The sequence below is a fragment of the Auritidibacter sp. NML100628 genome, assembly GCF_003185985.1.
Lineage (GTDB): Bacteria > Actinomycetota > Actinomycetes > Actinomycetales > Micrococcaceae > Auritidibacter > Auritidibacter ignavus.
In genome coordinates this window covers 1-21,979 of sequence record NZ_QHLP01000002.1, presented here as the reverse complement: position 1 = coordinate 21,979, position 21,979 = coordinate 1, and the positions used below count along the sequence as shown (strand labels likewise).

Annotated in this window: 20 protein-coding genes and 5 pseudogenes; 11 read left to right on the top strand and 14 right to left on the bottom strand. The window is 58.5% G+C overall.

Features of this window, described 5'->3' with window-relative positions; genetic code table 11:
• The first annotated feature begins 11 nt into the window (after window positions 1–11).
• Complete coding sequence (locus DCC24_RS01865; protein ID WP_146206253.1) at window positions 12–1,292, top strand: amino acid deaminase/aldolase; 1,281 nt, start codon at window positions 12–14, stop codon at window positions 1,290–1,292.
• The gene (locus DCC24_RS01860; RefSeq protein WP_110098228.1) at window positions 1,292–2,656 is read left to right on the top strand and encodes a D-arabinono-1,4-lactone oxidase; all 1,365 of its coding nucleotides are present in this window, start codon (window positions 1,292–1,294) and stop codon (window positions 2,654–2,656) included. The genes DCC24_RS01865 and DCC24_RS01860 overlap by 1 nt, the downstream gene beginning before the upstream one ends.
• On the opposite strand, the gene DCC24_RS01855 is transcribed toward DCC24_RS01860, so the two are convergent.
• The 6 genes and pseudogenes from DCC24_RS01855 to DCC24_RS01825 all read right to left on the bottom strand — a co-directional run bounded on the left by DCC24_RS01855 (window position 2,653) and on the right by DCC24_RS01825 (window position 8,453).
• Complete coding sequence (locus DCC24_RS01855; RefSeq protein ID WP_110098227.1) at window positions 2,653–3,591, bottom strand: ribokinase; 939 nt, start codon at window positions 3,589–3,591, stop codon at window positions 2,653–2,655. The two genes, DCC24_RS01860 and DCC24_RS01855, sit on opposite strands and share 4 nt — an antisense overlap.
• 33 nt (window positions 3,592–3,624) lie before the next feature.
• Window positions 3,625–4,407: an amino acid ABC transporter ATP-binding protein gene (locus DCC24_RS01850; RefSeq protein ID WP_110098226.1), complete on the bottom strand. Its 783-nt coding sequence runs from the start codon at window positions 4,405–4,407 to the stop codon at window positions 3,625–3,627.
• Window positions 4,404–5,372: an amino acid ABC transporter permease gene (locus DCC24_RS01845; protein ID WP_110098225.1), complete on the bottom strand. Its 969-nt coding sequence runs from the start codon at window positions 5,370–5,372 to the stop codon at window positions 4,404–4,406. Before DCC24_RS01845 ends, DCC24_RS01850 begins: the two co-directional genes overlap by 4 nt.
• 12 nt (window positions 5,373–5,384) lie before the next feature.
• Window positions 5,385–6,329: an ABC transporter substrate-binding protein gene (locus DCC24_RS01840; RefSeq protein ID WP_110098224.1), complete on the bottom strand. Its 945-nt coding sequence runs from the start codon at window positions 6,327–6,329 to the stop codon at window positions 5,385–5,387.
• A 49-nt stretch (window positions 6,330–6,378) separates the two neighbouring features.
• A pseudogene (locus DCC24_RS01830) lies at window positions 6,379–7,734 on the bottom strand (DASS family sodium-coupled anion symporter).
• 107 nt (window positions 7,735–7,841) lie between these two features.
• The gene (locus DCC24_RS01825; protein WP_110098221.1) at window positions 7,842–8,453 is read right to left on the bottom strand and encodes a TetR/AcrR family transcriptional regulator; all 612 of its coding nucleotides are present in this window, start codon (window positions 8,451–8,453) and stop codon (window positions 7,842–7,844) included.
• Window positions 8,454–8,638: 185 nt separating this feature from the next.
• Here DCC24_RS01825 and DCC24_RS12015 point away from each other — a divergent pair, with 185 nt between their 5' ends.
• From DCC24_RS12015 to DCC24_RS01800, 6 genes and pseudogenes are all read left to right on the top strand, one after another.
• Window positions 8,639–9,445, top strand: coding sequence for a hypothetical protein (locus tag DCC24_RS12015; RefSeq protein ID WP_199446173.1), 807 nt, complete (start codon window positions 8,639–8,641; stop codon window positions 9,443–9,445).
• A pseudogene (locus DCC24_RS12545) lies at window positions 9,390–9,635 on the top strand (type ISP restriction/modification enzyme); the annotation flags it as partial. The gene DCC24_RS12015 and the pseudogene DCC24_RS12545, both read left to right, overlap by 56 nt.
• 26 nt (window positions 9,636–9,661) lie before the next feature.
• Window positions 9,662–10,537, top strand: a pseudogene (locus DCC24_RS12480) (type ISP restriction/modification enzyme).
• Window positions 10,470–10,622, top strand: a pseudogene (locus DCC24_RS12580) (type ISP restriction/modification enzyme); the annotation flags it as partial. The pseudogenes DCC24_RS12480 and DCC24_RS12580, both read left to right, overlap by 68 nt.
• A gap of 31 nt (window positions 10,623–10,653) precedes the next feature.
• A complete protein-coding gene (locus tag DCC24_RS12260; RefSeq protein WP_233491963.1) occupies window positions 10,654–10,794 on the top strand; it encodes a hypothetical protein in 141 nt (46 codons plus the stop codon).
• A 269-nt stretch (window positions 10,795–11,063) separates the two neighbouring features.
• Entirely contained in the window at window positions 11,064–13,721 is a 2,658-nt protein-coding gene (locus DCC24_RS01800) for a choice-of-anchor M domain-containing protein (RefSeq protein ID WP_110098217.1), read from the top strand.
• A 544-nt stretch (window positions 13,722–14,265) separates the two neighbouring features.
• On the opposite strand, the gene DCC24_RS01790 is transcribed toward DCC24_RS01800, so the two are convergent.
• Window positions 14,266–14,922: a TIGR02391 family protein gene (locus DCC24_RS01790; protein ID WP_233491958.1), complete on the bottom strand. Its 657-nt coding sequence runs from the start codon at window positions 14,920–14,922 to the stop codon at window positions 14,266–14,268.
• A 162-nt stretch (window positions 14,923–15,084) separates the two neighbouring features.
• On the opposite strand from DCC24_RS01790, the gene DCC24_RS01785 reads away from it, so the two are divergent.
• Complete coding sequence (locus tag DCC24_RS01785; RefSeq protein ID WP_233242955.1) at window positions 15,085–15,294, top strand: BRO family protein; 210 nt, start codon at window positions 15,085–15,087, stop codon at window positions 15,292–15,294.
• 29 nt (window positions 15,295–15,323) lie between these two features.
• On the opposite strand, the pseudogene DCC24_RS01780 reads toward DCC24_RS01785, so the two are convergent.
• From DCC24_RS01780 to DCC24_RS12145, 4 genes and pseudogenes are all read right to left on the bottom strand, one after another.
• A pseudogene (locus DCC24_RS01780) lies at window positions 15,324–15,794 on the bottom strand (transposase); the annotation flags it as partial.
• A 104-nt stretch (window positions 15,795–15,898) separates the two neighbouring features.
• Window positions 15,899–17,266, bottom strand: a complete 1,368-nt coding sequence (ltrA, locus tag DCC24_RS01770) for a group II intron reverse transcriptase/maturase (protein ID WP_233491939.1) — start codon at window positions 17,264–17,266, stop codon at window positions 15,899–15,901.
• A gap of 602 nt (window positions 17,267–17,868) precedes the next feature.
• Window positions 17,869–18,363 (bottom strand): IS3 family transposase, encoded by a 495-nt coding sequence (locus DCC24_RS01765; protein WP_110098213.1) that lies wholly within the window; start codon window positions 18,361–18,363, stop codon window positions 17,869–17,871.
• Window positions 18,360–18,677 (bottom strand): hypothetical protein, encoded by a 318-nt coding sequence (locus tag DCC24_RS12145; RefSeq protein ID WP_199446165.1) that lies wholly within the window; start codon window positions 18,675–18,677, stop codon window positions 18,360–18,362. The genes DCC24_RS01765 and DCC24_RS12145 overlap by 4 nt, the downstream gene beginning before the upstream one ends.
• Before the next feature lie 101 nt (window positions 18,678–18,778).
• On the opposite strand from DCC24_RS12145, the gene DCC24_RS01755 reads away from it, so the two are divergent.
• Window positions 18,779–19,096 carry an integrase core domain-containing protein gene (locus DCC24_RS01755; RefSeq protein ID WP_233491938.1) on the top strand — a complete coding sequence of 106 codons (318 nt, stop codon included), beginning with the start codon at window positions 18,779–18,781 and terminating at the stop codon, window positions 19,094–19,096.
• A gap of 97 nt (window positions 19,097–19,193) precedes the next feature.
• Here the strand turns inward: DCC24_RS01755 and DCC24_RS12575 are convergent, their stop codons facing one another.
• The 3 genes from DCC24_RS12575 to DCC24_RS01740 all read right to left on the bottom strand — a co-directional run bounded on the left by DCC24_RS12575 (window position 19,194) and on the right by DCC24_RS01740 (window position 21,217).
• Window positions 19,194–19,346 carry an integrase core domain-containing protein gene (locus DCC24_RS12575; protein WP_110098212.1) on the bottom strand — a complete coding sequence of 51 codons (153 nt, stop codon included), beginning with the start codon at window positions 19,344–19,346 and terminating at the stop codon, window positions 19,194–19,196.
• 112 nt (window positions 19,347–19,458) lie between these two features.
• Window positions 19,459–20,220, bottom strand: a complete 762-nt coding sequence (locus tag DCC24_RS11930; protein WP_158524569.1) for a hypothetical protein — start codon at window positions 20,218–20,220, stop codon at window positions 19,459–19,461.
• Window positions 20,221–20,479: 259 nt separating this feature from the next.
• Window positions 20,480–21,217 (bottom strand): hypothetical protein, encoded by a 738-nt coding sequence (locus DCC24_RS01740; protein WP_146206248.1) that lies wholly within the window; start codon window positions 21,215–21,217, stop codon window positions 20,480–20,482.
• 377 nt (window positions 21,218–21,594) lie between these two features.
• Here DCC24_RS01740 and DCC24_RS01735 point away from each other — a divergent pair.
• Window positions 21,595–21,979, top strand: a 385-nt coding sequence (locus DCC24_RS01735; protein WP_146206247.1) for a transposase, incomplete at its 3' end; no start/stop codon positions are given.

Genomic DNA, 21,979 nt, shown 5'->3' with positions numbered 1-21,979 from the left:
ATGCTATCAGTGTGACAGAACACACATTGCCTGCTCATCGCCAGCCCGCCACCCCGGACGCTGCCACCGAGTTGCTCGGGCTCAGCGACCTGGCTACCACCAGCGATACACCCAGCGCGCAGCAACGGTCCGGCTTTGCGGAGATGGCTCGCGCTATCACGGGGTTCAGCGCGCCCCTGGGTGTGCTAGACCGGCGGGCTTTCACCACCAATGTTGCTACCCTGCGCAACCGTGCCGACGGGATCCCGCTACGGGTGGCTTCTAAATCGGTGCGTTCTGTGCCGGTGCTTCATGCGGTGTTGCGTGTGCCGGGTTTTCAGGGGGTTCTGGCCTATTCACTGCGCGAGGCGATCTGGTTGGTGCGTGACGGTCTGGATGATGTGGTGGTCGCCTATCCCAGCGTCGATACCGCGGTACTGACAGAGCTGATCAGCGACCAGACACTCAGCGATGCCATCACCCTGATGGTCGACCACCCTGACCACCTCGGGCTGCTGGCTTCAGTGCACCGCCAGGCGGGCTCGCCGACCCACCGGTTTCGAGTCTGTTTGGACCTGGATTGTTCCTACCGGTTTGCGGGCTTGCACTTAGGGACCCGGCGCTCGCCCATTCACCACCGCCAGCAGGCGGTCAACGCAGCCCGTGCAGTGATCGCGACCCCGGCGCTCAACCTCGTGGGGATCATGGGGTATGAGGCTCAAGTGGCCGGGGTGAACGACACCAGCCCTGCGGTGCGGATGCTGAAGAAGCTCTCGGTGCCTGAACTGACCGCCCGCCGTGGTGAAGCGGTGTCCGCTATCGGCGAGCTGACCGAGCTGGAATTCGTCAACGGCGGGGGCACCGGCTCGGTGGAGTCCACCAGGATTGATCCGTCAGTCACCGAGATCACGGTCGGCTCAGGGCTCTACGCCTCCCACTATTTCGATCACTACACCACCTTCACGCAACGCCCGGCTACCTACTTCGTCTTGGATATCACCCGGATACCGGCACCCGGGTACGTCACCGCCGCCGGTGGCGGATGGATTGCCTCCGGAGCACCCGGACCAGACCGGTTACCGGTTCCGGTCTACCCCGAGGGGTTACGCCTGACCTCGCGGGAAGGTGCCGGCGAGGTGCAGACCCCAATGACCGTAGCTGCCGGTCACCAAGTGGGTATTGGCGACCGAGTGTGGATGCGCCATACCAAGGCCGGAGAGCTATGTGAGCATCTCAATGAATTGCACGTCGTTGATGGCGCTGACCATCTCGGAGTGGTCACGACCTATCGCGGAGAAGGACAGATGTGGTGATGGCAATACCACGGTGGTTACCACGTCGAAAACCCATCGGATCACAGCGGAATTGGTCGGGTCATTACCGGTGGAGCCCGCGCACCACCCTGAATCCTAGGTCGGTGGATGAACTACAGGCCATTCTCACCCGGGCCCGAACCACCGGCCGGCAGGTACGTCCGGTCGGTTCTGGACATAGCTTTTCGGCCGTCGCGGTCGGTGAAGACATCCAGGTGCTCACCGATCATCTCAGCGGGCTAATCGACATCGATCATCGCGCCGGGCGGGTGACGCTAGCAGCCGGTACAAAGTTGTGGCAGATCCCGCACCTGTTGGCCGGCACGGGGTGGGCGATGGAGAATCTCGGTGATATTAACCGCCAGTCCATTGCCGGGGCCATCTCCACCGGAACTCATGGCACCGGACTCCGGTTCGGTGGGCTTTCCTCCCAACTTGCCGGATTGGCTATGATCACCGGCGACGGCGAGCACCTGAAAGTTTCCGATCAACACCCTCAACTGCTGGACGCCTTGCGGGTGACCCTGGGCGCTTGTGGTGTCCTCACCGAGGTCACCCTGCAACTGGTCCCCGACTATGATCTGCACACCAGCCAGTGCTTGCAACCCATCGACGAGGTACTCGATGGGTGGGAACAGCTGAACACAGACAACGACCACTTTGAGTTCTTTTGGTTCATGCGTAGCCAGCAGGCGGTCACCAAAACCTCTCGTCGGCTTCCCGCCGGGACCGCGGCGAAGACTCAGGCCGGGCATTCCCGCCTCGTGCAACGAGGTCAAGACCTCACCGGGCTGGTGCGCGAGGAGGTGATCAGTAACGCCGGATTCGCTGCGATCTGCCGGCTGGGCAATCTGGCACCGCAGGTGACCCCACGACTCAATGACCTCACCACTCGGGGGTGGGGTCAATCCGAGCGGATCAAGAATTGGGCGACTGCTTTTGCTTCACCGCGGCGAGTACGGTTCAACGAGACCGAGTTCGCCGTAGATTTCCAGGCAGTTCCCGAAGTACTACGCGAACTTGACCGAGCCCTGCGTGATCGGGGCTTATCAGCCACATTCCCGATCGAGGTGCGTAGTGCGGCCGCCGATAGCGGGTGGTTAGCCACCAGCCAGGGTCGAACCACCGGCTATATTGCCGTGCACCGGCACGCCCCAGAGGATTTCGCCGACTACTTTGCCACCGTCAGCGAGGTGATGTCGGCGTATCAGGGCCGGCCTCACTGGGGTAAGTGGCATACACTGACCGCCGAGCAGTGTGCTACACGCTATGAACACTGGGAGGATTTCCTCCGGGTGCGTCAATGTCTGGATTCCTCCGGGACGATGCTGAGTCCGCATCTGCGCGAGGTGTTCGGTCTCTAGCGGATAGCGTCCAGAATGGCCGGCACCTTTTCCTCCAGGTCCGGCTGTCGTGTGGGGTAACCTTGGGCGCCCTGGGACTCACAGGCGAAGGATCCGGCGACGGTGCCCCAGGCGGCTGCCGTGACCACGTCTTCGCCAGCGACCAAGGCCGCCACCAGGGCTCCCGTGAAAGCATCCCCGGCGCCAGTGGTATCGACCACGTCGGTGTCTCGCGCCGGCACCGTCACCAGCTCCTGGCCCTGCTGAGTACACACCTGGCACCCGCGCTCACCCAGGGTCACCACCACATCAAGGTGATAGCGCTGGGAGAGTCGAGTAGCCAGATCAACGGTGCCCAGACCCGAGGTATCGCCACTCAACGTGGTGGCTTCAATCTCATTGACCACCAGCACGTCGGTGTACTCCAGCACCTCAGCGTGAGTGGTTGCCGGGGCAGCGTTGAGCACCGTGCGAGCACCAGCCCGCTGCCCAGCGCGTAGTCCGGCCACCACACAGGGGTAGGGAATCTCCAGCTGGGCCAGGACGAGATCATCGGTGCTGACTTGGTTCAACGAGGCGACGGCATGGTCGGGATGCAAGGCAGCATTGGCTCCGGCGGCCACAATAATGCTATTTTCCCCTTTCCGATCACGCTGGATGGTGGCAATGCCAGTGGGATGGGACTCCACCTGGGTCACCAGCGAGGTATCGAGACGGGGTTCGGACGTGATGGTCTCGACGATCAACTCAGCTTCGACATCAGTTCCGAGACATCCCACCAGATGCGTCCTCGCCCCGTAGCGTGCAGAGGCCACCGCCTGGTTGAGTCCCTTTCCGCCCAGCGAGGCGGAAGTGTCCTGGGCAAGAATGGTCTCCCCTGCCCGCACGATGTGTTCGACCAACAAATAACGGTCCACATTAGCGCTACCCAGCACGTAAACCTGTGGCTCGGCCATGAGCTGCTCCCTTCCCGACGGCCCAGCCCGACACTAACGTCGGATACTGGCTAAGAATTCCTGGGTGCGACGTTGCTGGGGGTCTTCGATGACCTGCCCGGCCTCCCCTGCTTCGACCACGACTCCCCCGTCCATGAACACCACCGTATCGGCGACATTCCGCGCAAAGCCCATTTCGTGGGTGACCACCAACATGGTCATTCCATCCTCGGCAAGCTCGCGCATCACGGTCAAGACTTCTCCGACCAGCTCTGGGTCCAGCGCCGAGGTGGGCTCATCGAACAGCATCAGTTTCGGGTTCATCGCCACCGCCCGAGCGATGGCGACACGTTGTTGCTGACCACCCGAAAGCTGGGCCGGATAGGCGGTGGCTTTCGCAGCCAGACCCATTTGGGCCAAGAGCTTCTTCGCGGTGGCTCGGGCCTCATCCAGGGGCTGCTTTTTCACCTTGACGGGTGCCTCAATGATGTTCTCCAACGCCGTGCGGTGCGGGAAGAGGTTGAACTGTTGGAACACCATGCCAATCTCAGAGCGCTGGGCGGCGGCCTGTTTCGGGGTGATTTCGTGCAGTACCCCGTCCTGTTCCCGGTAGCCCATCAGTTCACCATCGACGTAGAGTCGGCCGGCGGTGATCTGCTCCAGGTGATTCACGCATCGTAAAAACGTGGACTTGCCCGAGCCCGAAGGTCCAATCAGACAGGTGACTTCTCCGGGGGCAACCTGTAGATCGATGCCTTTGAGCACGTCCAGATCTCCGTAGGACTTCCAGATCTGCTGAGCATCAATCATGGGTGTCAGGCTGGCTTGAGCATTCATCGGTTACGACGCTCCTTGTCTGCGGAGTTGACCAGGGTGATGTTGGAGGGGAAATCACCTTCCGCGTCGGCCAGTGCGACCAACTGACGTGGCGTCAGTTCGCGGGAGACTCCCTTGTTGAAATGCTCTTCCAGGTAGTGTTGTCCGATCATCAGCACCGAGGTGATCGCCAGGTACCAGGTGGCTGCCACCAACAGCATCGGCACCGGATCAAACAGCGCATTGGCAATATCCAGCGACCGGCCGTAAAGCTCCAGCGAGTACGGAATTGCCACGACCAGGGAGGTCGTTTTCAGCATCGAGATCAGCTCGTTGCCGGTGGGTGGAATGATGATGCGCATCGCTTGCGGCAGGATGGTGCGACGCATGGTCAGCCACCAGCCCATGCCCAACGCTTGGGAGGCTTCCACCTGTCCTTCGGGGACCGCTTGAATGCCGGAGCGGACAATTTCGGACATGTACGCGCCTTCATTGAGCGATAGGCCGACCACGGCCAGGACGAACATATTCGACAGCAACGACTGCACGTCGATCTCGGCAAATCCGAGGTTGATTGACTGGTACAACGAGCCGGCCAGGCCCCAAAACACCAACTGGACGTAGATCGGGGTTCCACGGAAAATCCACAGGTACAGCCACGCCACCGATTTGAGCACGATATTCGGCGACATCCGCATCACCGCAGTGACCGATCCGAGGATGACGCCGAACAGCATCGACAGCACGGTCAGTGCCAGGGTATGTCCGGCGGCGTTGATGATGCGGGTGTCAAACAGGTAAGACCGGTAGACGTCCCACCCGTAGTTCTCGTTGTTCAGCGCCGAGATCACGAACCACAACAGCAATCCGGCCACCACCACGGCGGCTACCCACCGACCGGGATGGCGCAAGGGCTTGGCGCGAATGGGTTCGGGCCTAACCGCTCGGCTCTCGGGTGATGTCTTAGCTGTGGTGTGATCTGTCATGTGCTGGCTCCACTAGGGCGCGGGTGTGTGGGATGAGGGGATCTCGACGGGTTTTTCGTTGACTAAGGGTTCTTCAATCAGACCGTCCTGAATATTCCATTGGTCCAGAATCTCTTCGTAGGTACCAGTTTCAATGAGATACGCCATGGCTGCGACCAGCGCGTTGGTGAGTTCTGCATCTTTCGGCACAGCAAAACCGTAGGGAGCGGCGTGATACATCGGCCCGACCTCCTGAATCTCGCCGTCGGCTTGGTCTTCAACCCAGCTGACAATCGGAGAATCCGCGGCGAAGGCATCAGCCCGACCCAGCACAAACGCGGTCGCGGCATTATCCGAGGTGTCATAGGCCAGAATCTCGATCGGTTCCTCGCCGGCTTCTGCACACGCTTGGGACTTGGGAATGATCTCATCGGTTTGGGCCACGGTATTACGTTGCACGGCCACGGTGAGTCCACAGGGATGTTCGGGATCGATCTCTGCGTCGCGCTCGGCGTGCTGGGCCCACTGAATGCCGGCGTAGAGCGTATTGACGAAATCGTAGTTCTGCCGACGCTCTTCGGTGTCGGTGAATCCGGAACCGCCCACATCCACGGTGCCGGATGACACCGAGGGCAGGATGAGGGCGAAGTCCTGCTCTACCGGTTCAAACTCTAGACCCATCACTGAGGCCAGAGCTCGTCCCAGGTCCATTTCGGTGCCGATGATGGTGCCATCGGAGTCTTTGAATTCGAAGGGTGCAAAGGGCGTGTTGGTGCCCATCCGGAGCACGCCACGTTCTTGCAGGTCCTCGGGAACCAACGCAGCAATCTCGGGGACGGTCTCAGGCACGATCTCGACCCAACCATCAGGATTGCCCCGCTCTTGGTTGGTGCAACCGGTCAGCACCAGGCTGAGCACTACCAGAGTAGCCCACAGCTGCCACAGCGAGACGACACGTCTGGTTTGGGTTCTGGACATGGTCGAATACTACCTGTTTCTCCAGGTCAACGGCGCACCGCGTGACCGGCTACCGAAGAATGACCGGAAGAACAAAGAGAGCGAGAGAACTGACTAGGATCAAGCCGACCACAGTCATCCAGAGTCCGGCTTTGACCATATGAGAGATCTTCAGCTCCCCGGTAGAGAACGCAATCGCATTGGGCGCGGAAGCAACCGGAAGCATGAAGGCACATTGGCAGGCCTGGGTCACCATCATCGCGAAAATCACCGGGTCGTGTCCCACGGAGGCGGCGACCCCAGCCACGATCGGTACAAAGGTGATGATCGTGGCCATCGAAGACGTGAATTCCCTCAGGACGATCACCAATAGCACCACCATCGGGGCCAGCACCCAGACTGGAACGGCACCAAGGCCGCCCAGGGAAGCACCTAGCCAATCAGCCAAGCCACTGTCGGTCACTTGGGCCGATAGCGCTCATCCCCCACCACAAAGAATCAGCACACCCCACGGTGTCTTCAGCGCGGTTTCCCAATTCATCAGCATCACACCTTTGGATGGCTGAGCAGGGATCACGACGGTAGCCACGCCGGCAACCAGGGCGATCACCGCGTCGGTGGCCCAGGGGTCGTCAAAGAGCATCGGGACCACGATCCAGGACACTGCAGCGCTCAGAAACATCATCGTGATACCCAGTTCGCCGGAACCCATCGGGCCCAATTTCTTCAGTTCCGCAAGGAAGAGGTCGCGACCTCCAGGGAGATCTTTCACCTCCGGGCGAAACAAAACCTTGGTGATGATCAGCCAACCCAGGACGAGAAAGACGATCAAAAACGGAATGCCAAACAGCATCCACTGTAGGAACCCGACCTGGTAACCGACCGTTTCCTGCAGGTATCCCACCACGAAGATATTGCCTGGTGAGGCGATGATGGAATCACAGGCACTGAGCGTGGCGGCATAGGCAATCGCAATCATCAGCCCAATACCGAATTGTGAGTGGCCGGAATCGGCGTCCCCCACATCACGACCCCCGCCTTCCTCGCGCACCAGTGGAATCATCATCAGCGCGGTGGCGGTATTGGAGACCCACATACCGAGCGCAGCGGTGGCCATCATCAACCCCAGAATCATCCGGGAAGGTTTCGTCCCCACGACCAAGACGATGAGTATGGCGATGCGACGGTGCAGGTTCCAACGCTGAATGCCAAGTGCGAGCAGGAATCCGCCGAGCAACAAGAAGATGATCTCGCTGGCATATGATCCGGCGACTTCATCCAGGGGAAACACCTGGGTGGCCGGGAACGCGATAAGTGGCACCATGGCAGTAACCGGCAACGGCACGGCTTCGGTAACCCACCAGGTTCCCATCAGCACGACGACCGCGGCGGTCACCCGTGCCGCTATGGCTAGCTCATCGGGCATGAGAAAACCCACAAGCACGGTCAGCCCCAGGCCGAGCAATCATCCCGCATACCGGATGTTTGGGGTTCTGGATGTCACGCCTTAGTGATAGGCACCGCGCAGCTCCCTCACATCGTGTGGCATCGTGACAGCAGCGCGTCCACAGCATCTGCCAGAACTTTGTGGGGACTGATCTGGTGTGTGGCCTTGAGTCGAGCGTAGGTCGGCGCCCGCTCGGCATCGACGGGCACGCGTTTTTCATCGAAGGCCATGGGCGCAGTGAGCGCCGACCCTATCACCACATTGGACAACTGATAGGCGGTCCCGAGCGGATCGGCCACTCCTGCGCTGTCCAATAACACGCACATCCGCTCGGACAGGGCCAAATACGCTGGGCCCCGAGGGGCCCGCATGCCGATGACCTGACCGGCCCACCGATGAGTGGTGAGATGTGTAAAAAAGCACTGCATCAGCAATGGCAGCTCAGCCTCACGGGTCGCTACCGCCATCTGTGCGTCGTCCGCTAATGCTATATCCAAGGCAAGATCGTAGAGATCATCTACCGATTCCACGCGTGAGTAAAGACTAGCGGGAGCTACACCGATGTCTTGAGCGACAGCACGCAGGGTTAGTGCTTTCAGCCCCCCAGCATCTAATAATCTCACCGATGCTCTGGCAAGATCTTGGATATCCACCGCGCGGAGGCGTTGCACAGGCTTGGGGTGTTCCCAATAAGTCATCGCACCATCCTGCCGATCACCGCCGAGAACACCCGCCTGCGTCTCCTATCCGAGCTAGATACAGAAGCGTATGCGACCGGCGCCAGAGATGAGTCGGTGCGACGCTACGGCCACCTCCCCGAGCCGGACTACACATCGGAGTCTGTGCAGCGGATGATCCGTTCACGGGTACAGGAACCTTCATTGTGCGCCTGCTGCAGTCGGGCATCATCAACACGCACGACCTGGCTCGCAAATATGCGAACGAACTCCACGCGAACGAACTCATGCTGTTGGCCTACTACGTGGCCGCTATCAATATTGAGGCCACCTACCACGGTGTTATGGGTGGTGAGTACACGCCGTTTGAGGGAATCGTCCTGGCTGACACATTCCAGATGTCAGAAGACGGCGACACCCTCGACACGCAAATGTTCACGCAGAACAGCGAACGTGCCACTCGCCAGCTGGACTGCCCCATACAGATTATTCTGGGCAACCCGCCGTACTCAGCCGGACAAACGAGCGCGAACGATAACAACCCAAATCAGACGTATCCGACACTCGATAGCCGAATCCGCGACACTTACGCTGCCAAACGAACAACCAAGGGTGGAAACGTCAACAGCCTGTACGGCTCCTACATTCGGGCTATTCGCTGGGGAGCTGACCGTTTGGACGACCAGGGCGTTTTGGCCTATGTGACGAACGGTGGGTATATCGACTCGAATTCAGCCGACGGGTTGAGAAACAGCCTCATCGACGACTTTAACCACCTGTATGTGCACAACTTGCGAGGTAATGCTCGAACCTCGGGAGAACAGCGTCGCAAAGAAGGCGGAAATGCGTTCGAAGCGGGAAGCCGCGCGACTGTTGCCATCATGTTGGCGGTCAAAGACCCTGCTCACGCAGGGCCGTGCGTGCTGCACTACAACGACATTGGCGACTATCTGAGCCGTGAAGAAGCTCGAAATCGTAGAGACATCCGACGTTGGCACTATCGAATGGTCTGAGCTTGAGCTGAACGAGCGTGGCGAATGGATCAACCAGTCGTCAGACGCGTTTCAGGCGTTTTATCCGATTGGCGATAAGCATCGTGATGAAACTACGAGGGCATTGTTCTCAACGTACTCAGCAGGCTTGCAGACTAATCGTGATGCGTGGGTCTACAACTTCAGTGAGAAGAAGCTGAGGTCAAATGTGGCCGCTCTAGTGGGACATTTGATGAGGTGCGCGTTTCCTACCAGGCTGAACCGCGTGAGCACCGTAACGAAACCGATGTCCAGAAATGGCTTGGAGACAATCCAGAGTATTTGGACGCAACGAGGATCAAATGGTCCCGCTCTTTGCGTAACTGGGCGGCCCGGGACAGACAGATTGAAATCAGCTCAGACACGTTCCGCAGGAGTATCTACAGGCCCTTCATGAAATCCAGTCTTGCTTTTGGGTCGGGACTCAATCATGAACGCAGCCAGGTTCCGCGGATGTTCCCGGAAGCGGGAATGGAGAACTACGGGTTTTATTGCTTGTCGGGTGGAGGAGGACACCACTTTGCAGTTTTGGCTGTCAACGTGATCCCAGACTTGCATCTAATTGAGACTGGCCAGTTCTTCCCACGGTTTACCTACGAAAAGCTGGATGACTCATCAGGGCCGAGCGATCCGCAGGGGACGTTCGACCTGACCGATGGCCGCGTTTCGGGTGACACCGTCGTCAACGGATACAGGCGGATCGACAATATTTCTGATGACGCGCTCCAGCGCTACCAAGCAGCGTTCGGTGACGGGGCGACGAAGGACGACATCTTCGCAAGCATTTACGCTCTGCTTCATTCGGAGCTGTATCGGAGCACCTATGCGGCTGACCTTAAACGGCAGCTGCCGTAGATCCCGTTGCCGGACACGGCGGAGGATTTCCGTCAGTTCGTTGAAGCCGGTGAGCAGCTGTTGGAACTGCACATTCGCTATGAGGAGCAGCCGGAGTATTCGTTGGGTGAAGAAGCCGTGTTTGGCGATACTGACGACCTAGATTTCTATCGTGTGCAGAAGCTGCGTTGGGGGCGGGAAGTCTCGTACGCCGAACAAAACGCAGATTGTGGTGAATGACAACATCACGCTGACAGGCATTCCGGATGAGGCTCACGAATACATGCTCGGGTCACGTTCGGCCTTGGAGTGGATTCTGGATCGATACCAGGTGAAGACTGACAAGAACTCCGGCAATGTCAACGACCCCAGCGACTGGGGGTCTGGAGCACGGAAACCCGCGCTACATTGTGGACCTCATCAAGAAGATCACCTATGTGAGTGTAGAGACGGTGAAGATCGTTAATTCGCTACCGAAACTCACGCTGCGGAAATAAGGTGTAACACCTTGGGGTCATGTGCAAGGAGATCAGACCCCGTGCGTTCCCTAGTCACTACCTCCCGCGCCTAAACCGCTATCTAAGGGAGCGTGCACTTTAGCGTCACCCCCCTCGCGTTGACCCTGTTTTATCGGTTTGAAGCGGCGTATAAGCGATACTGCATAACATTCGTGGATGCTTATGCATACGGCAAGTCTCCTTGTGTCATGGTAGTGTTATTCCGCTGGCTCTTGTCAGTGAGAATACTTACATTAAAGGAGAGGTTCATGCGCGTATTTCGTGCAACCTGTGCCTCACTCGCGGCTGTTGCAATTACGGCTTTTTCGTTCGCCACCACTCCTGCCTTCGCGGGACCAGATGACGATCGTAGCGTCGAGACGAAAGCACACATTGACGCGCCCAAAGTTTTTTGGAACAAAGAGGCGAACACATTCGACATCAACTCACAGTCGAACGGGAAAACAGCTCCGCTGGACAAGACAGCAAACTGGGTGGGTCGTGGCTACAACTATGACGGTAGCCAGAACTACGTATTCCCAGTTACTAACGACCACCGCCTCGGCTTTCTTGGCAAGGACGGCCAGCTTCTCTACATGGCCCCACAGGTCCCTGGGCCTGGCAATAGCCCCATTTGGTCAGGTTTCGGCGCTGACACCGCAGTCCCTATTGAACAGTTCCGTGACGGGAATTTCGCCCTGGAACTCGTGGGCTTTAATGGCCCCGGCCAAATGAACATGTTCAACTATTCGACATTCGGCGACCTACCGGTGACTCGCTTGTTCTCCTCCCACGACAAGGTTTCTCGGACAGTGTGGTTAGACCCAGGTACGCACACCCACAACATCACCACGTTTACAAAGCCGGGCCGCTACGAAGTCACTTTCGATGCAAGTGCGCGGAAATCTGACGGTTCTTTCACGGCTTCAAAACCAACCACGTTAGTGTGGCGGGTAGGTGGTACCAACCCCGCCGACGAAAAGCTCGGTGACGTGAGGGTCGCGTATGACCAGGCCGCAGGTGTCACGGGCAATTCCGCTCCGAGCTTCACGATCGCCCCACACGCAGGCAATGAAAAAGACGGCGATAAGAACCTCACTGATCTCACTTTCAATGCTGGTAACGACGCCGCTGAAGGTACGGTCGTGTTCTACATCGACGGCTACCACCTCGCCGAAATCCCTGTTACGGGTGGTAAAGCAACGTGGAGCGAAATGATCGGCTCTCACACATCAAGTTTCCAGGCCGTGTTTGTGCCCACCCAGGGTGCTGCACGCTGGATCAGTGCACCCCTGACCTCAAGCACCGGGCAGACAGCAGTGTCCACCACGAACACAGGGCAATTCCCCACAGAAACACCTGACACACCTGCCGGAGACTTCTCAACAGGCGAAGTAACGGTGAGCTCGCGCGATGTGTCCGTCAACGCACACACCCAAGGTGACGGCAACCGAGTCACAATTGACACGAAACCCGCTGATGACTCTCTTATCTACAACATCACGGGTGGCTTTTACGAAGAAGGTTACGACGAACCAACGTGTGCGGTAGATGGTGTAAGTGGCCCTGGGCGCCGTACGCTCGAAGTTAGTCGCGAGTACTGCACGGGAGACGAGTACACGCTACGGCTCACATTGGAGCCACAGCCGCGCGCCGCAATTGGTAATACAGACACCATTGACCTTGGACAGGTCAGTAACACGGGCAATACAGTTCAGGCCCAGTTTTCCGAAAGCGGTGCCACCACCACACCCGACCCAGGCGACGGTAGTGAAACACCAAACCCAGGCGACGGAAACGACGGCTCTGACGAAAGTCTCCTCAACACGCCTGTCACGATTAATAACGGACACGTCGACCTGCGTGCCATGGACCTCAATGGTGAACTGACCGTAGCGCTCGGTGACGATTCGCGACAGCACGCACAGGAATCCGTGACACGCACTATCGACTCGACGACCCTGGAAGTCACGAAACTTGCGAAGGTTAAGCGTGAAGGCAACGTGCTTGCCAACCCAAGCTACGACGTCCTCGGTCCCAAAGGCACTGAACTCTACATTCTGCCGCAAGCTCAACAACCAGGCCGTGTGTGGCCAGGTTTTTCAAGCGAAACACTCGACCGCATGAAGTATCCCGAAGGTGCGACGATGACACTCACACCTGTGAGCGCACCTGAAGGCGGAAAATGGTTTGCCTACACGGAGAACCTCGGCTCCATTCAAACGATGTACGCATCCAGCGAGAAGGCTGCAGACATTCCTCTTCCGCCCGGAACCCACATGCACACTGCGTGGGCATTCACCAAACCTGGAACGTACACGATCGACGTGACGGCGCGCGCCAAGCAGGAGGTGGGCGGTGCACGAAGGGCTGGTGGCAGTGTGACAGCGAAGACGCAACGTCTCACGTTCGTCGTGGATCACAAGCCAGGTGGTGAAGACGGAGACGTCTCGACTCCGCCAAGTGAAAAGCCGAGTGAAGCACCAGGCGAACAGCCAACGCAGGAACCACCTGTGGAGCCGTCGCAGGAGCCAACTCAAGCCCCGTCACAGGAACCGTCAGAGGAGCAGCCTGGCGAGGAGCCCGGTGAAGCACCTTCGCAGGAGCCAAACGAACCGGCTCAGCCTGGTGAGTCCGACAACGACGACAGCAGGAAGCCTGACGACAAACAGACGGAAGCTCCTGCTGAAGGAGACGGAGGCGACTCCGACAACGGTGCGAACAGCACCTCGGGCGGTTCAGGTGACAACACTGGTTCGAATGATTCGAACGGCACTGGTGCAAATGGTTCAAACGGCACCGCTTCGAACAACGGCAACTCCCTGCCCCGTACCGGTGCCACGGTACTTCCGGTTGGACTGACCGCTGGTGCACTTGTTGTTGCTGGTGTTGCGCAACTTGTAGCTGCACGCCGTCGCAAGAGCTAAGTCCTGCACAACGAGGGCCCGCACTTTCCTTTAGCGCCTCCCGCCAGGTGAGAAATCAGTTCATCCTGGCAGGTCGCGGTTGGGGAGGTGCGGGCCTACTTTCTACCACCTCGGGAACGGCCACCCCAGCAGACAAGCGACTCTAGTGGGTTGTCCTCAGAGTCAGCTGCTTAACGAACAGTGCCAATACAAGTGCGGCTGCTACGAAGGGCACGCCACTTACAAAAACTAAATGCATCGCTTCGCCCATGCCCTGGTGAATGGCATCGGCAATTGGGCCTGGTAAGGCTTCAAGTTTCGCCGGATCCAAGGCAGAACCAACCCCTGAACCCGCACCCATCGAGCCGCCCATATTCTTGGCCCCCCGCAGGCAGATGTTCTTGAATCTTAGGCATCATCGCCGAACTCATGATCGACCCCAGCACCGCAATTCCAATCGTGGACCCGACGTTACGGAAGAACTGCACCGCCGCAGTTGCAACCCCCAGTTCAGTACGGTCCACCGCATTCTGAACCACCAGCGTGTACGTCTGCATGCACCTGCCTAAACCCTTGTGTTCCGATTTTTCCGACTCCGTGAAAAGCTATTAATCACGAGCTTAGGGGCAGAATTGTTTGTTCCCAAAGCTGCGTCGAACAACTTTTGACCATCGTCTGTAGAGCCAGTAAGGATGCGGATGCGGTCAGGAATCGACTTGGCTGTCTCGGATACCGCGTGAAACAGAGACTCGGCGATCAGTTCTTGGCTGCAATACTCCATCAGGCGTTCGTGGGTACTGCGCCGCTGAAGCTCCTCCACGAGAGAGCTGGTGAGACGCTCGATATCATCGAATGTGCGTGCCGCCTCAGCGAGTTGGGTCAACTCGCCAGCATCGTCGATATGCCATCCTTCGGTCGCCAGCACCTTGTTGAGCAAGCGGCGCAAATCATCCCAACGCTGACGATCGGTGGTATACCGTGTCGGGCTCATCGCCGTCGCTATGAACTCACGAGTGTGTTGACCTGCTTGCGCTACGGACATTCCCTCCGTAAGCGCGCCAAACAGTCCTTCTCGCTTACTCCCGGCAACACGCGGTGGCGCTCCAATGTCGAGGAGAAGTTCGTCGATTTGGCTTCCGCTTAGGCCCGGCAAATCAGTACTGGCCAGGACATTCGCAATACTGCGGATAGTCGAGCGTTGGGAGAAAGAATCGGACTGCATCACCGCTCAAGCTTCTCATGTGAGCGAGTGGCCTGAGTATTTCAGCAAGACCGGGTGTCCGGATTCTTGCACGCTCAGGGGCGTATACGTGAGAGCCCGAAGCGGCCGCACCCGTGGCTTGCTGGAATTCACGTCAATCCTGGCTCTTAGAAGGAGCCAAACATGGCTACGAGAGATCTTCAGGTATTCACTAACGATGCCTTTGGAACGATCCGAACTGTCGAGCATGAGGACAAGGTGTATTTCTGTGGCCGTGATGCGGTAACGGCGCTTGGATACACCAATACGAGCAAGGCGATTCAGGATCATTGCCGTGGGGTTCCGTTTCGTTACCCCATCGTCGATGTGAACCGTCCTGGGTTTCGTTCCTAGATGGTTGGTAAAGACAGTTCATCGTTGGTGAGGCTTTCGGTGTATTGGGCTTCGACTTCTGCTGGTGTCTTGTAGCCCAGTGCTTCGTGCAGCCGGGTGGTGTTCCACCAGTGGACCCAGTTCATGGTCGCGAACTCGACATCGGTCAGGCTGTTCCAGGCCGGCTGGGAGTAGATCAGCTCGGCCTTGTACAAGCCGTTGACGGTTTCAGCAAGGGCATTGTCGTAGCTATCGCCGACTGTTCCGACTGATGGGGTGATTCCTGCGGTGATGAGCCGTTCAGTGTAGGCAATGGCAACGTATTGCGATCCACGAGCGGAGTGATGGACCAGTTCAGCAATGCCTGTGGTCGCGGTGTTCAGCGCGTGCTACAGCGCTTCTAAGGACAGCGCGTGCGTCGTCATCGATGATCTGGTCGCCCAGCCGGCGATACGACGGGAGTACGCATCGATGACGAACGCGGTGTACACGAAGCCATACGATGTGCGCACATAGGTGTAGGGTCGGCCAGCAGCGCCCTGCCCGCGTTGCCGCTGGATGGGTTTCTGCTGGCCGCCCTCCGAACCGGACGTGCCCATTCCTGAGCATCCGGCTCTCCATGTGATCACGCCGTGACGCTCGCCCAGGGGTTTGGGATGCGGGTTCCTCGGTAGCGGTAGCGGGTCACGGGAACCTGCCAGGCGCGGAAGAACTCGATCCCTTCGGCGCGGATCTGCCACCGGGGCAGAAGTCGCCTGACGAGGGTGCGCATGTTCAGCTTCGGGTGCCGCTTTTTCAGCCAGCCCACGATCCGCCAGAAGGCGAACCGGTCGAGATAGCTGAAGAGGTGTTTGACGACGCCGTGCTGGAAGTAGGCGCACCAGCCCCGTAGCGCCGGGTTGAGTCGGCGCAGCAGGTCTGCGAGCGTTCGATGGGATGCCCGGCGGGTCAGCGTCCGCACCTTGTCCCGGATGGAAGCCAGCGACTTCCGTGAGGGGTAGGTGTAGATCGCGGTCTTCCCACCGTGACCTCTGATCCGGCGGCGCTGGATGTGCCACCCGAGGAAGTCGAACCCGGTGTCTATGTGCGTGACCGTCGTCTTCTCGGCCGACAGGCGCAAACCCATCGGCGCGAGCACCGCGGCGACTTCGTCCCAGAGCGCGTCGGCATCCTCGCGGGTGCCTCGGACGAGGACGACGAAGTCGTCCGCGTAGCGGACCAGCTTCATCGTCGCGCCCCCGGCGCGTTGATGCTTCGTGCGCGACCATTGCGGGCCGAGCGCATCCCACTTGCGTTGGAAGTGCTCGTCCACCACGGACAGGGCGATGTTCGCCAGTAGCGGCGACAGGATCCCGCCTTGCGGGGTGCCGGTGTAGGTGTCCCTGTTCACGCCGTCCTCACTGAGGACACCCGCTCTCAGGAACCCGCGGACCAGGCGCAACACGCGCTTGTCGACGATCCTCGCCCGGACGCGCTGCATGAGCGCGTCGTGATCGATCTCGTCGAAGCACGCGGTGATGTCCGCTTCAAACACCTGCACGTAGCCACGTGAGGCGTAGAAATGGATCTCCGCGATCGCGTCCTGCGCCCGCCTGCGCGGCCGGAACCCATACGAGGACGGCTGGAAGTCGGCCTCGAATATTGGTTCCAACACCAGCTTCAGAGAGGCTTGAACGATCCGGTCCGTCATCGTCGGAATCCCGAGCTTGCGGACCTTGCCGTTCGCTTTCGGGATCGACTTCTGACGCACCCGTTCGGGGACGAACTCGCCGCGCTTGACGCTCTCGCGCAGCTCGGCGAGCATCCCGTGCACCTTCTCCGGTGGGACGGATCGCGGGGCGATTCCGTCAACTCCGGCGGTGCGACCTCCCTTGTTGCCCGCCACCCGACTCCACGCCGCAACGAGGAAGCCGGGGTCATAGACCAGGTTGAACACATCATCGAAACGACGACCGGGGTCGGTCGTCGCCCATTGGTGCAGTTTCGTCTGCATTCTCAGTACCCGTGCCCACGCCTCCGAAGTGTCGGCTGGCCACGAAACATCCGCATTCACGGCTGTGTCTCCTTTACCGCTTGTCGATCCTGCGATCACACTAGACCCCTTCGCCATGCGACCGGCTTTCCCAGCCTCGGACTACTACGGGCCCTCCGTCCCATCCCGGCCCGATCAGCAGGCCGTGCGCTCAGCCGTCGGTGTCGTCGCTGGCGGCGACGCACCTCCGGCGAGACCGGGATGGTTCCCACGTTCACTCTCGAACCCTTCGACGGGATCGGCACCCAGTTATGCCCCAGCATCCTCGCCACGGCTACGCCGCAGGCTTTCACCGTGGCCTCCCGACTGGCGACATCACCCAGTCCAGGAGTTCCCCTCACCGCCGAAGCAGTGAGGGTGCGCGATGCAACCCGACCCGCATCCGCCAGGTTGGAGTCGGTGGTCTCGTATTGAGGGGCTTTCAGCCACTGGTTCCTATCCGTATGCCTCTCCGTCTCGCTAGCCGAGCCCGTACCATCTGGCAGTTCTGACACGACTCGTCGTTGTCGAGGACTGCTCCACCCACCCCGCTCACGCCAACGGGCCAGATCGTCCTCCAGCTATCACACGCCTGCTGCGACAGGCATCGAGCGGTGTCCTTTCACCACCGCAAGGTTCGAGAGCACCTCGTGGCGCTCAATGTCTGCCACCCATAGCCGATTAGGCCCACAGGCTCGAAACTCACGACCCACCAAGTCGGGGCGAGTGTCGGGTCCCTTGGGCTTATGTGTCATCACGGGAGACCGGCCTTTACCTTTGCCAGACACACCTGCAAGGCGCATCAGACGCGCGGTCTGTTCACGTCCAATGTCGATTCCTTCACGGCGCAGCGCGTGCCACATTTTGCGAATCCCGTAGACGCCGTAGTTTTGTTGATGAACTTCGGTAATGCGCTCTACTAGGGCGGCGTCACGAAGGCTACGGACACTTAATCCCCGAGCCTTAGATTGGCGGTACCCACGAGAAGTAAGGAAGCCGCCAACACGGTGTGTGTTTAACGTCGTGCAGATGAACTCGACGGTGAAATGATTCCGGTGTTTATCGATGAACTGGATCATTTCCGACGTTTTGGGTCGAGTTTCGATGCGAAAAAAACCGACGCGGCCTTTAACAGCTCGTTGGTGTCGCGAAGTTCTTGATTCTCACGCCGAAGCTTGGCTACCTCTGCCACGAGGTCTTCGGGCAACAGCTCGGCAATACGACCGTCACGGCGAGCCGCTTGTGTCCACTGCCGAGCAGTATGCCATGAGACGCCCAGCTTCGGCGCAACTGCCTGGCACGCAGCCTGCATCGACATGTTCTCTGCCAGGATGCGATCCTCCACCAAGCGAACCACGCGGTCCTTCACATCCTGGTCAAATTTTCTTGGCATGTTCCAGATTTTCCCATCTACTCAGACGGAACAAAACCCGGGACACTTCACTCCTTGACGTGGCTTGTCTGGAGCACAGAGGACGCCCTAGGGTGATCCGGATGGATAACGGGCCTGAGTTCATCGCCCACGCCCTCGAGGCTTGGGCGGCCGAGGATGAGACGATCCAAGCGTTCATCCCGCCAGGCCAGCCCTGGCATAACGGGTTCGTTGAGTCGTTCCATAACCGGATGCGAGACGAACTCTTGGAAGATAACAGTATCGAAAATCTCGACCATGCCCGCCTACTCGTGGCCCAATGGTCACGGCGCTACAATGACTTCCATCCGCACTCATCACTGGGCTACCTCAGCCCGCGGCAGTATGCGGAACAATGGAGACAAGAAAACACGGTCAACGCTTCAACCAAGTGGACCTAATGGCCTGCTCTAAGGATGAGGTCCACTCGATTTGAGCGTTGACCAGGTGTTCGTTTCTCCATGTGTCCGCACACGCCTGTGAGCTGAAATAGCCCAGTCAGGAATACGGGTGAAACTCATTGTACCGATGTAACCACTCATCGAGCAGGATTCGGGCGTGAGTCAGGTTCTTGGTGCTATTTTCTTCTAACAGTACGTCGCGTATCCGGTTGTGGGAGGACTCCACGACCCCGTTATGCCAGAGCGCGATCGTGCTCCATAATCCTTCTGGTCGAAGGTGAAGACCGGATTCTACAACCGGAGAAAATGGGCTCCATCCGCAAACAACGAGCGGAGATCCTCAATCGACTCTGTACTACAACTCACGCACAGCTAACGTCCACGACGAAGGTCCCGTTGATACCAGCGCTACGTGCTGCCTCGACCATGAGCACTGTGATGGTCGATGCGGCTGATAAAGACCATTCAGGTGCGGAGAACACCGCAGTACACGTGCCCGGCGATTGCCGGAACGCCCAACGGTCGTCAAGGTAAACACGATCATCTGATATGGCCAGATCCTGCACGGCAAGTGGCTCCAGGCAAATGTCCTCAAACCATGCCGCAGCGGCTACGGTCCATCGCTCGGGGCGTGCTCGACTCATGAGTTGAGCACGTATCTCAACGGCCGTCGTATCCACGTCGGCCAACGCGGAGAACTGGTCGACAAGCTGCAGGACCGTTTCCTCGTCGAAGCGACGTCCGGTAGCTGGCACTTGGACGCGCACGCTCGTGAACGTGCAGGGTCCTAATTGTTCGACCGCCACCCCGCTAGCGTGGACCAGCAACGGGACCGACACCAGCGCGGTTGACAAGTCATACACGCCTGTCTGGAACCAGGCCAGATCACCACTAAACCGGCCACTTCGTACAACATCCCCGAAGCACCAGAACGCTTCATGGGCCTCAAGCTGTTTCGTATTAAACCAGTGTGGTCCCAAGGCATGACACGTACCATAAAAACGTGCGAACGCTCCTTCCGGTTCCAACTCTCCGGACTGGAACGCAGTCACGACTGGAGCAGAGAGGAAAACCGACCCCGATAGGCTGACAATCACCGGGGCAGCGTCAGCTGATTCTGTCACAGGGTGCATTTGATAGTCTTGGCGCGAGTGTAGAGCTTATTGGGGGTATCAAGATACCCGATCAGATCGACGTCGACCCAGCTACGCCACTGCTTGTTCCCGCGGGATCGACACGTCATCCTCGCGTTGGCGCGCTTGGACCCACCGGACTTGATTGTTCTGACACCGGCCCTGCCACGGTTCTGCCAACTTGAATTCTTCTTTGGTTTGTACTGCAACTGGACGGTGACCTTGGCTTTAGCGGCATTTGTCGTTCCCTTCAGCCACCATCCATGACCTGATGCTTGTCCTCGAGTGACGTGAACATCGTCACCCTTTCCTTTGTCTGGAACACCCCGATCCTAGCGGTTGTCACTACAGGGTAGGCGGTATTGACTGATGGACGGGTCCTCTGGACAAGGTCACCATCGACAACAGAATACGCAGAAGACACATCGCGCCCCGCAGCGTCACGAGCTTCAGGGTGCTCCACGATCCCTACCAGATCCTCGCCCTCATACAACGCCACAGCACCCGTTTTCTGAACGACAGGCGTAATACCGCTGGATAGTCTGTAGGCGAATGTCTGGCTGGACTGCGATGACGTTGTTAGCGCACTGGAGCTAATTGATCCACTCTCAAGTATCTGGAAAGCATATGCGTCATCCAACCCTTTGATCCGGAACACCGTTGTCCCGTCGGGAGCAACGGCCCCCTCCTCCACGACAGAGGTATCAGCAAGCGAAAGGCCAACGGAGACTTCGTCGTCGATATCAATGCTGGCATACTCCTCGGGATCACTGGTCACCAACGTAGAAATCCCATCGTTGTCAAGTGAAACACTGCTTGACGATCGAGTGGCGCTTTGGGCCAACGGCTCCTCTGAGGTCGACGCCGAGATTACTGTATCCTCAACCCATTTGGCCTCAGTGGTACCAGAAACTGAATCTAGTGGACTTGCATGAACGGCTGTGGGCACAAACAACGCCACGGTAACCAAGCCAGAGGTGATACTCACGAGTCGTGAAATCTGAAGTCGGGTCATAACGTGATTGCCTTTCAAAAGCCATAGAGTGCACTGGTTTTAGGTCCGCCTGATTTATGCGGTCTATGGCCATTGCCTCCTATATTCTTCCGGCGGGGTGAAACCCAACGCCTTGTGAGGATGGAACCTATTATAGAGGGCTCTCGCTCAACTGCCGATGACAGCAAAAGTATTCAATCCCGCGTGGCCGAAGCCGATCCACGACACCGACTCCTATGGAGATTATCGTGCTACCTATAGCTATCGGAACGGACTCGTGCTACCGTGATTTCCAACAGGACTCCCCGCACCACTCCTGGGGTGTATCAAGGGTGTTGGACAGTTTCTCTTGATGGGGAAGGATCAAGAGTGTGGCAACATCATCGAGGCGGAAGTTCAGTCCGCAGTTCAAGGCTGAGGCGGTCCAGTTGGTGGTCCAGTCGGATCGGCAGATTGTCGAGGTTGCCGGCGAGCTTGGGCTCAAGCCTGGCACGTTGGGTAACTGGGTGAAGAAATACAGGCAAGAGAATCCAGAGCCGGGGAAGGCGATGACTCCTGCTGATCATGGCCGGTTAGCGGAGTTAGAAGAAGAAAACCCGCGGCTGAAAATGGAAAATGAATTCCTAAAAAAGGCCGCTCTAGACTCAAACCGTCAGTGCAACACCCCTAGTCAACTTCTGGTAGAGGTGGAATATGGCGAAACTAGGACGACCTGGACTGCCGGAGACCGAACGCCGCCGAGTCTGGGAACTATGG

What these genes read in the sequence shown, in the direction of transcription:
- DCC24_RS01860 (WP_110098228.1), top strand. Translation starts at nt 1,292, where the DNA reads ATGGCAATACCACGGTGGTTACCACGTCGAAAACCCATCGGATCACAG.
- DCC24_RS01855 (WP_110098227.1), bottom strand. Translation starts at nt 3,591, where the DNA reads ATGGCCGAGCCACAGGTTTACGTGCTGGGTAGCGCTAATGTGGACCGT.
- DCC24_RS01850 (WP_110098226.1), bottom strand. Translation starts at nt 4,407, where the DNA reads ATGAATGCTCAAGCCAGCCTGACACCCATGATTGATGCTCAGCAGATC.
- DCC24_RS01845 (WP_110098225.1), bottom strand. Translation starts at nt 5,372, where the DNA reads ATGACAGATCACACCACAGCTAAGACATCACCCGAGAGCCGAGCGGTT.
- DCC24_RS01840 (WP_110098224.1), bottom strand. Translation starts at nt 6,329, where the DNA reads ATGTCCAGAACCCAAACCAGACGTGTCGTCTCGCTGTGGCAGCTGTGG.
- DCC24_RS01825 (WP_110098221.1), bottom strand. Translation starts at nt 8,453, where the DNA reads ATGACTTATTGGGAACACCCCAAGCCTGTGCAACGCCTCCGCGCGGTG.
- DCC24_RS12260 (WP_233491963.1), top strand. Translation starts at nt 10,654, where the DNA reads ATGTCAACGACCCCAGCGACTGGGGGTCTGGAGCACGGAAACCCGCGC.
- DCC24_RS01800 (WP_110098217.1), top strand. Translation starts at nt 11,064, where the DNA reads ATGCGCGTATTTCGTGCAACCTGTGCCTCACTCGCGGCTGTTGCAATT.
- DCC24_RS01790 (WP_233491958.1), bottom strand. Translation starts at nt 14,922, where the DNA reads ATGCAGTCCGATTCTTTCTCCCAACGCTCGACTATCCGCAGTATTGCG.
- DCC24_RS01785 (WP_233242955.1), top strand. Translation starts at nt 15,085, where the DNA reads ATGGCTACGAGAGATCTTCAGGTATTCACTAACGATGCCTTTGGAACG.
- ltrA (WP_233491939.1), bottom strand. Translation starts at nt 17,266, where the DNA reads ATGCAGACGAAACTGCACCAATGGGCGACGACCGACCCCGGTCGTCGT.
- DCC24_RS01765 (WP_110098213.1), bottom strand. Translation starts at nt 18,363, where the DNA reads ATGATCCAGTTCATCGATAAACACCGGAATCATTTCACCGTCGAGTTC.
- DCC24_RS12145 (WP_199446165.1), bottom strand. Translation starts at nt 18,677, where the DNA reads ATGCCAAGAAAATTTGACCAGGATGTGAAGGACCGCGTGGTTCGCTTG.
- DCC24_RS01755 (WP_233491938.1), top strand. Translation starts at nt 18,779, where the DNA reads ATGGATAACGGGCCTGAGTTCATCGCCCACGCCCTCGAGGCTTGGGCG.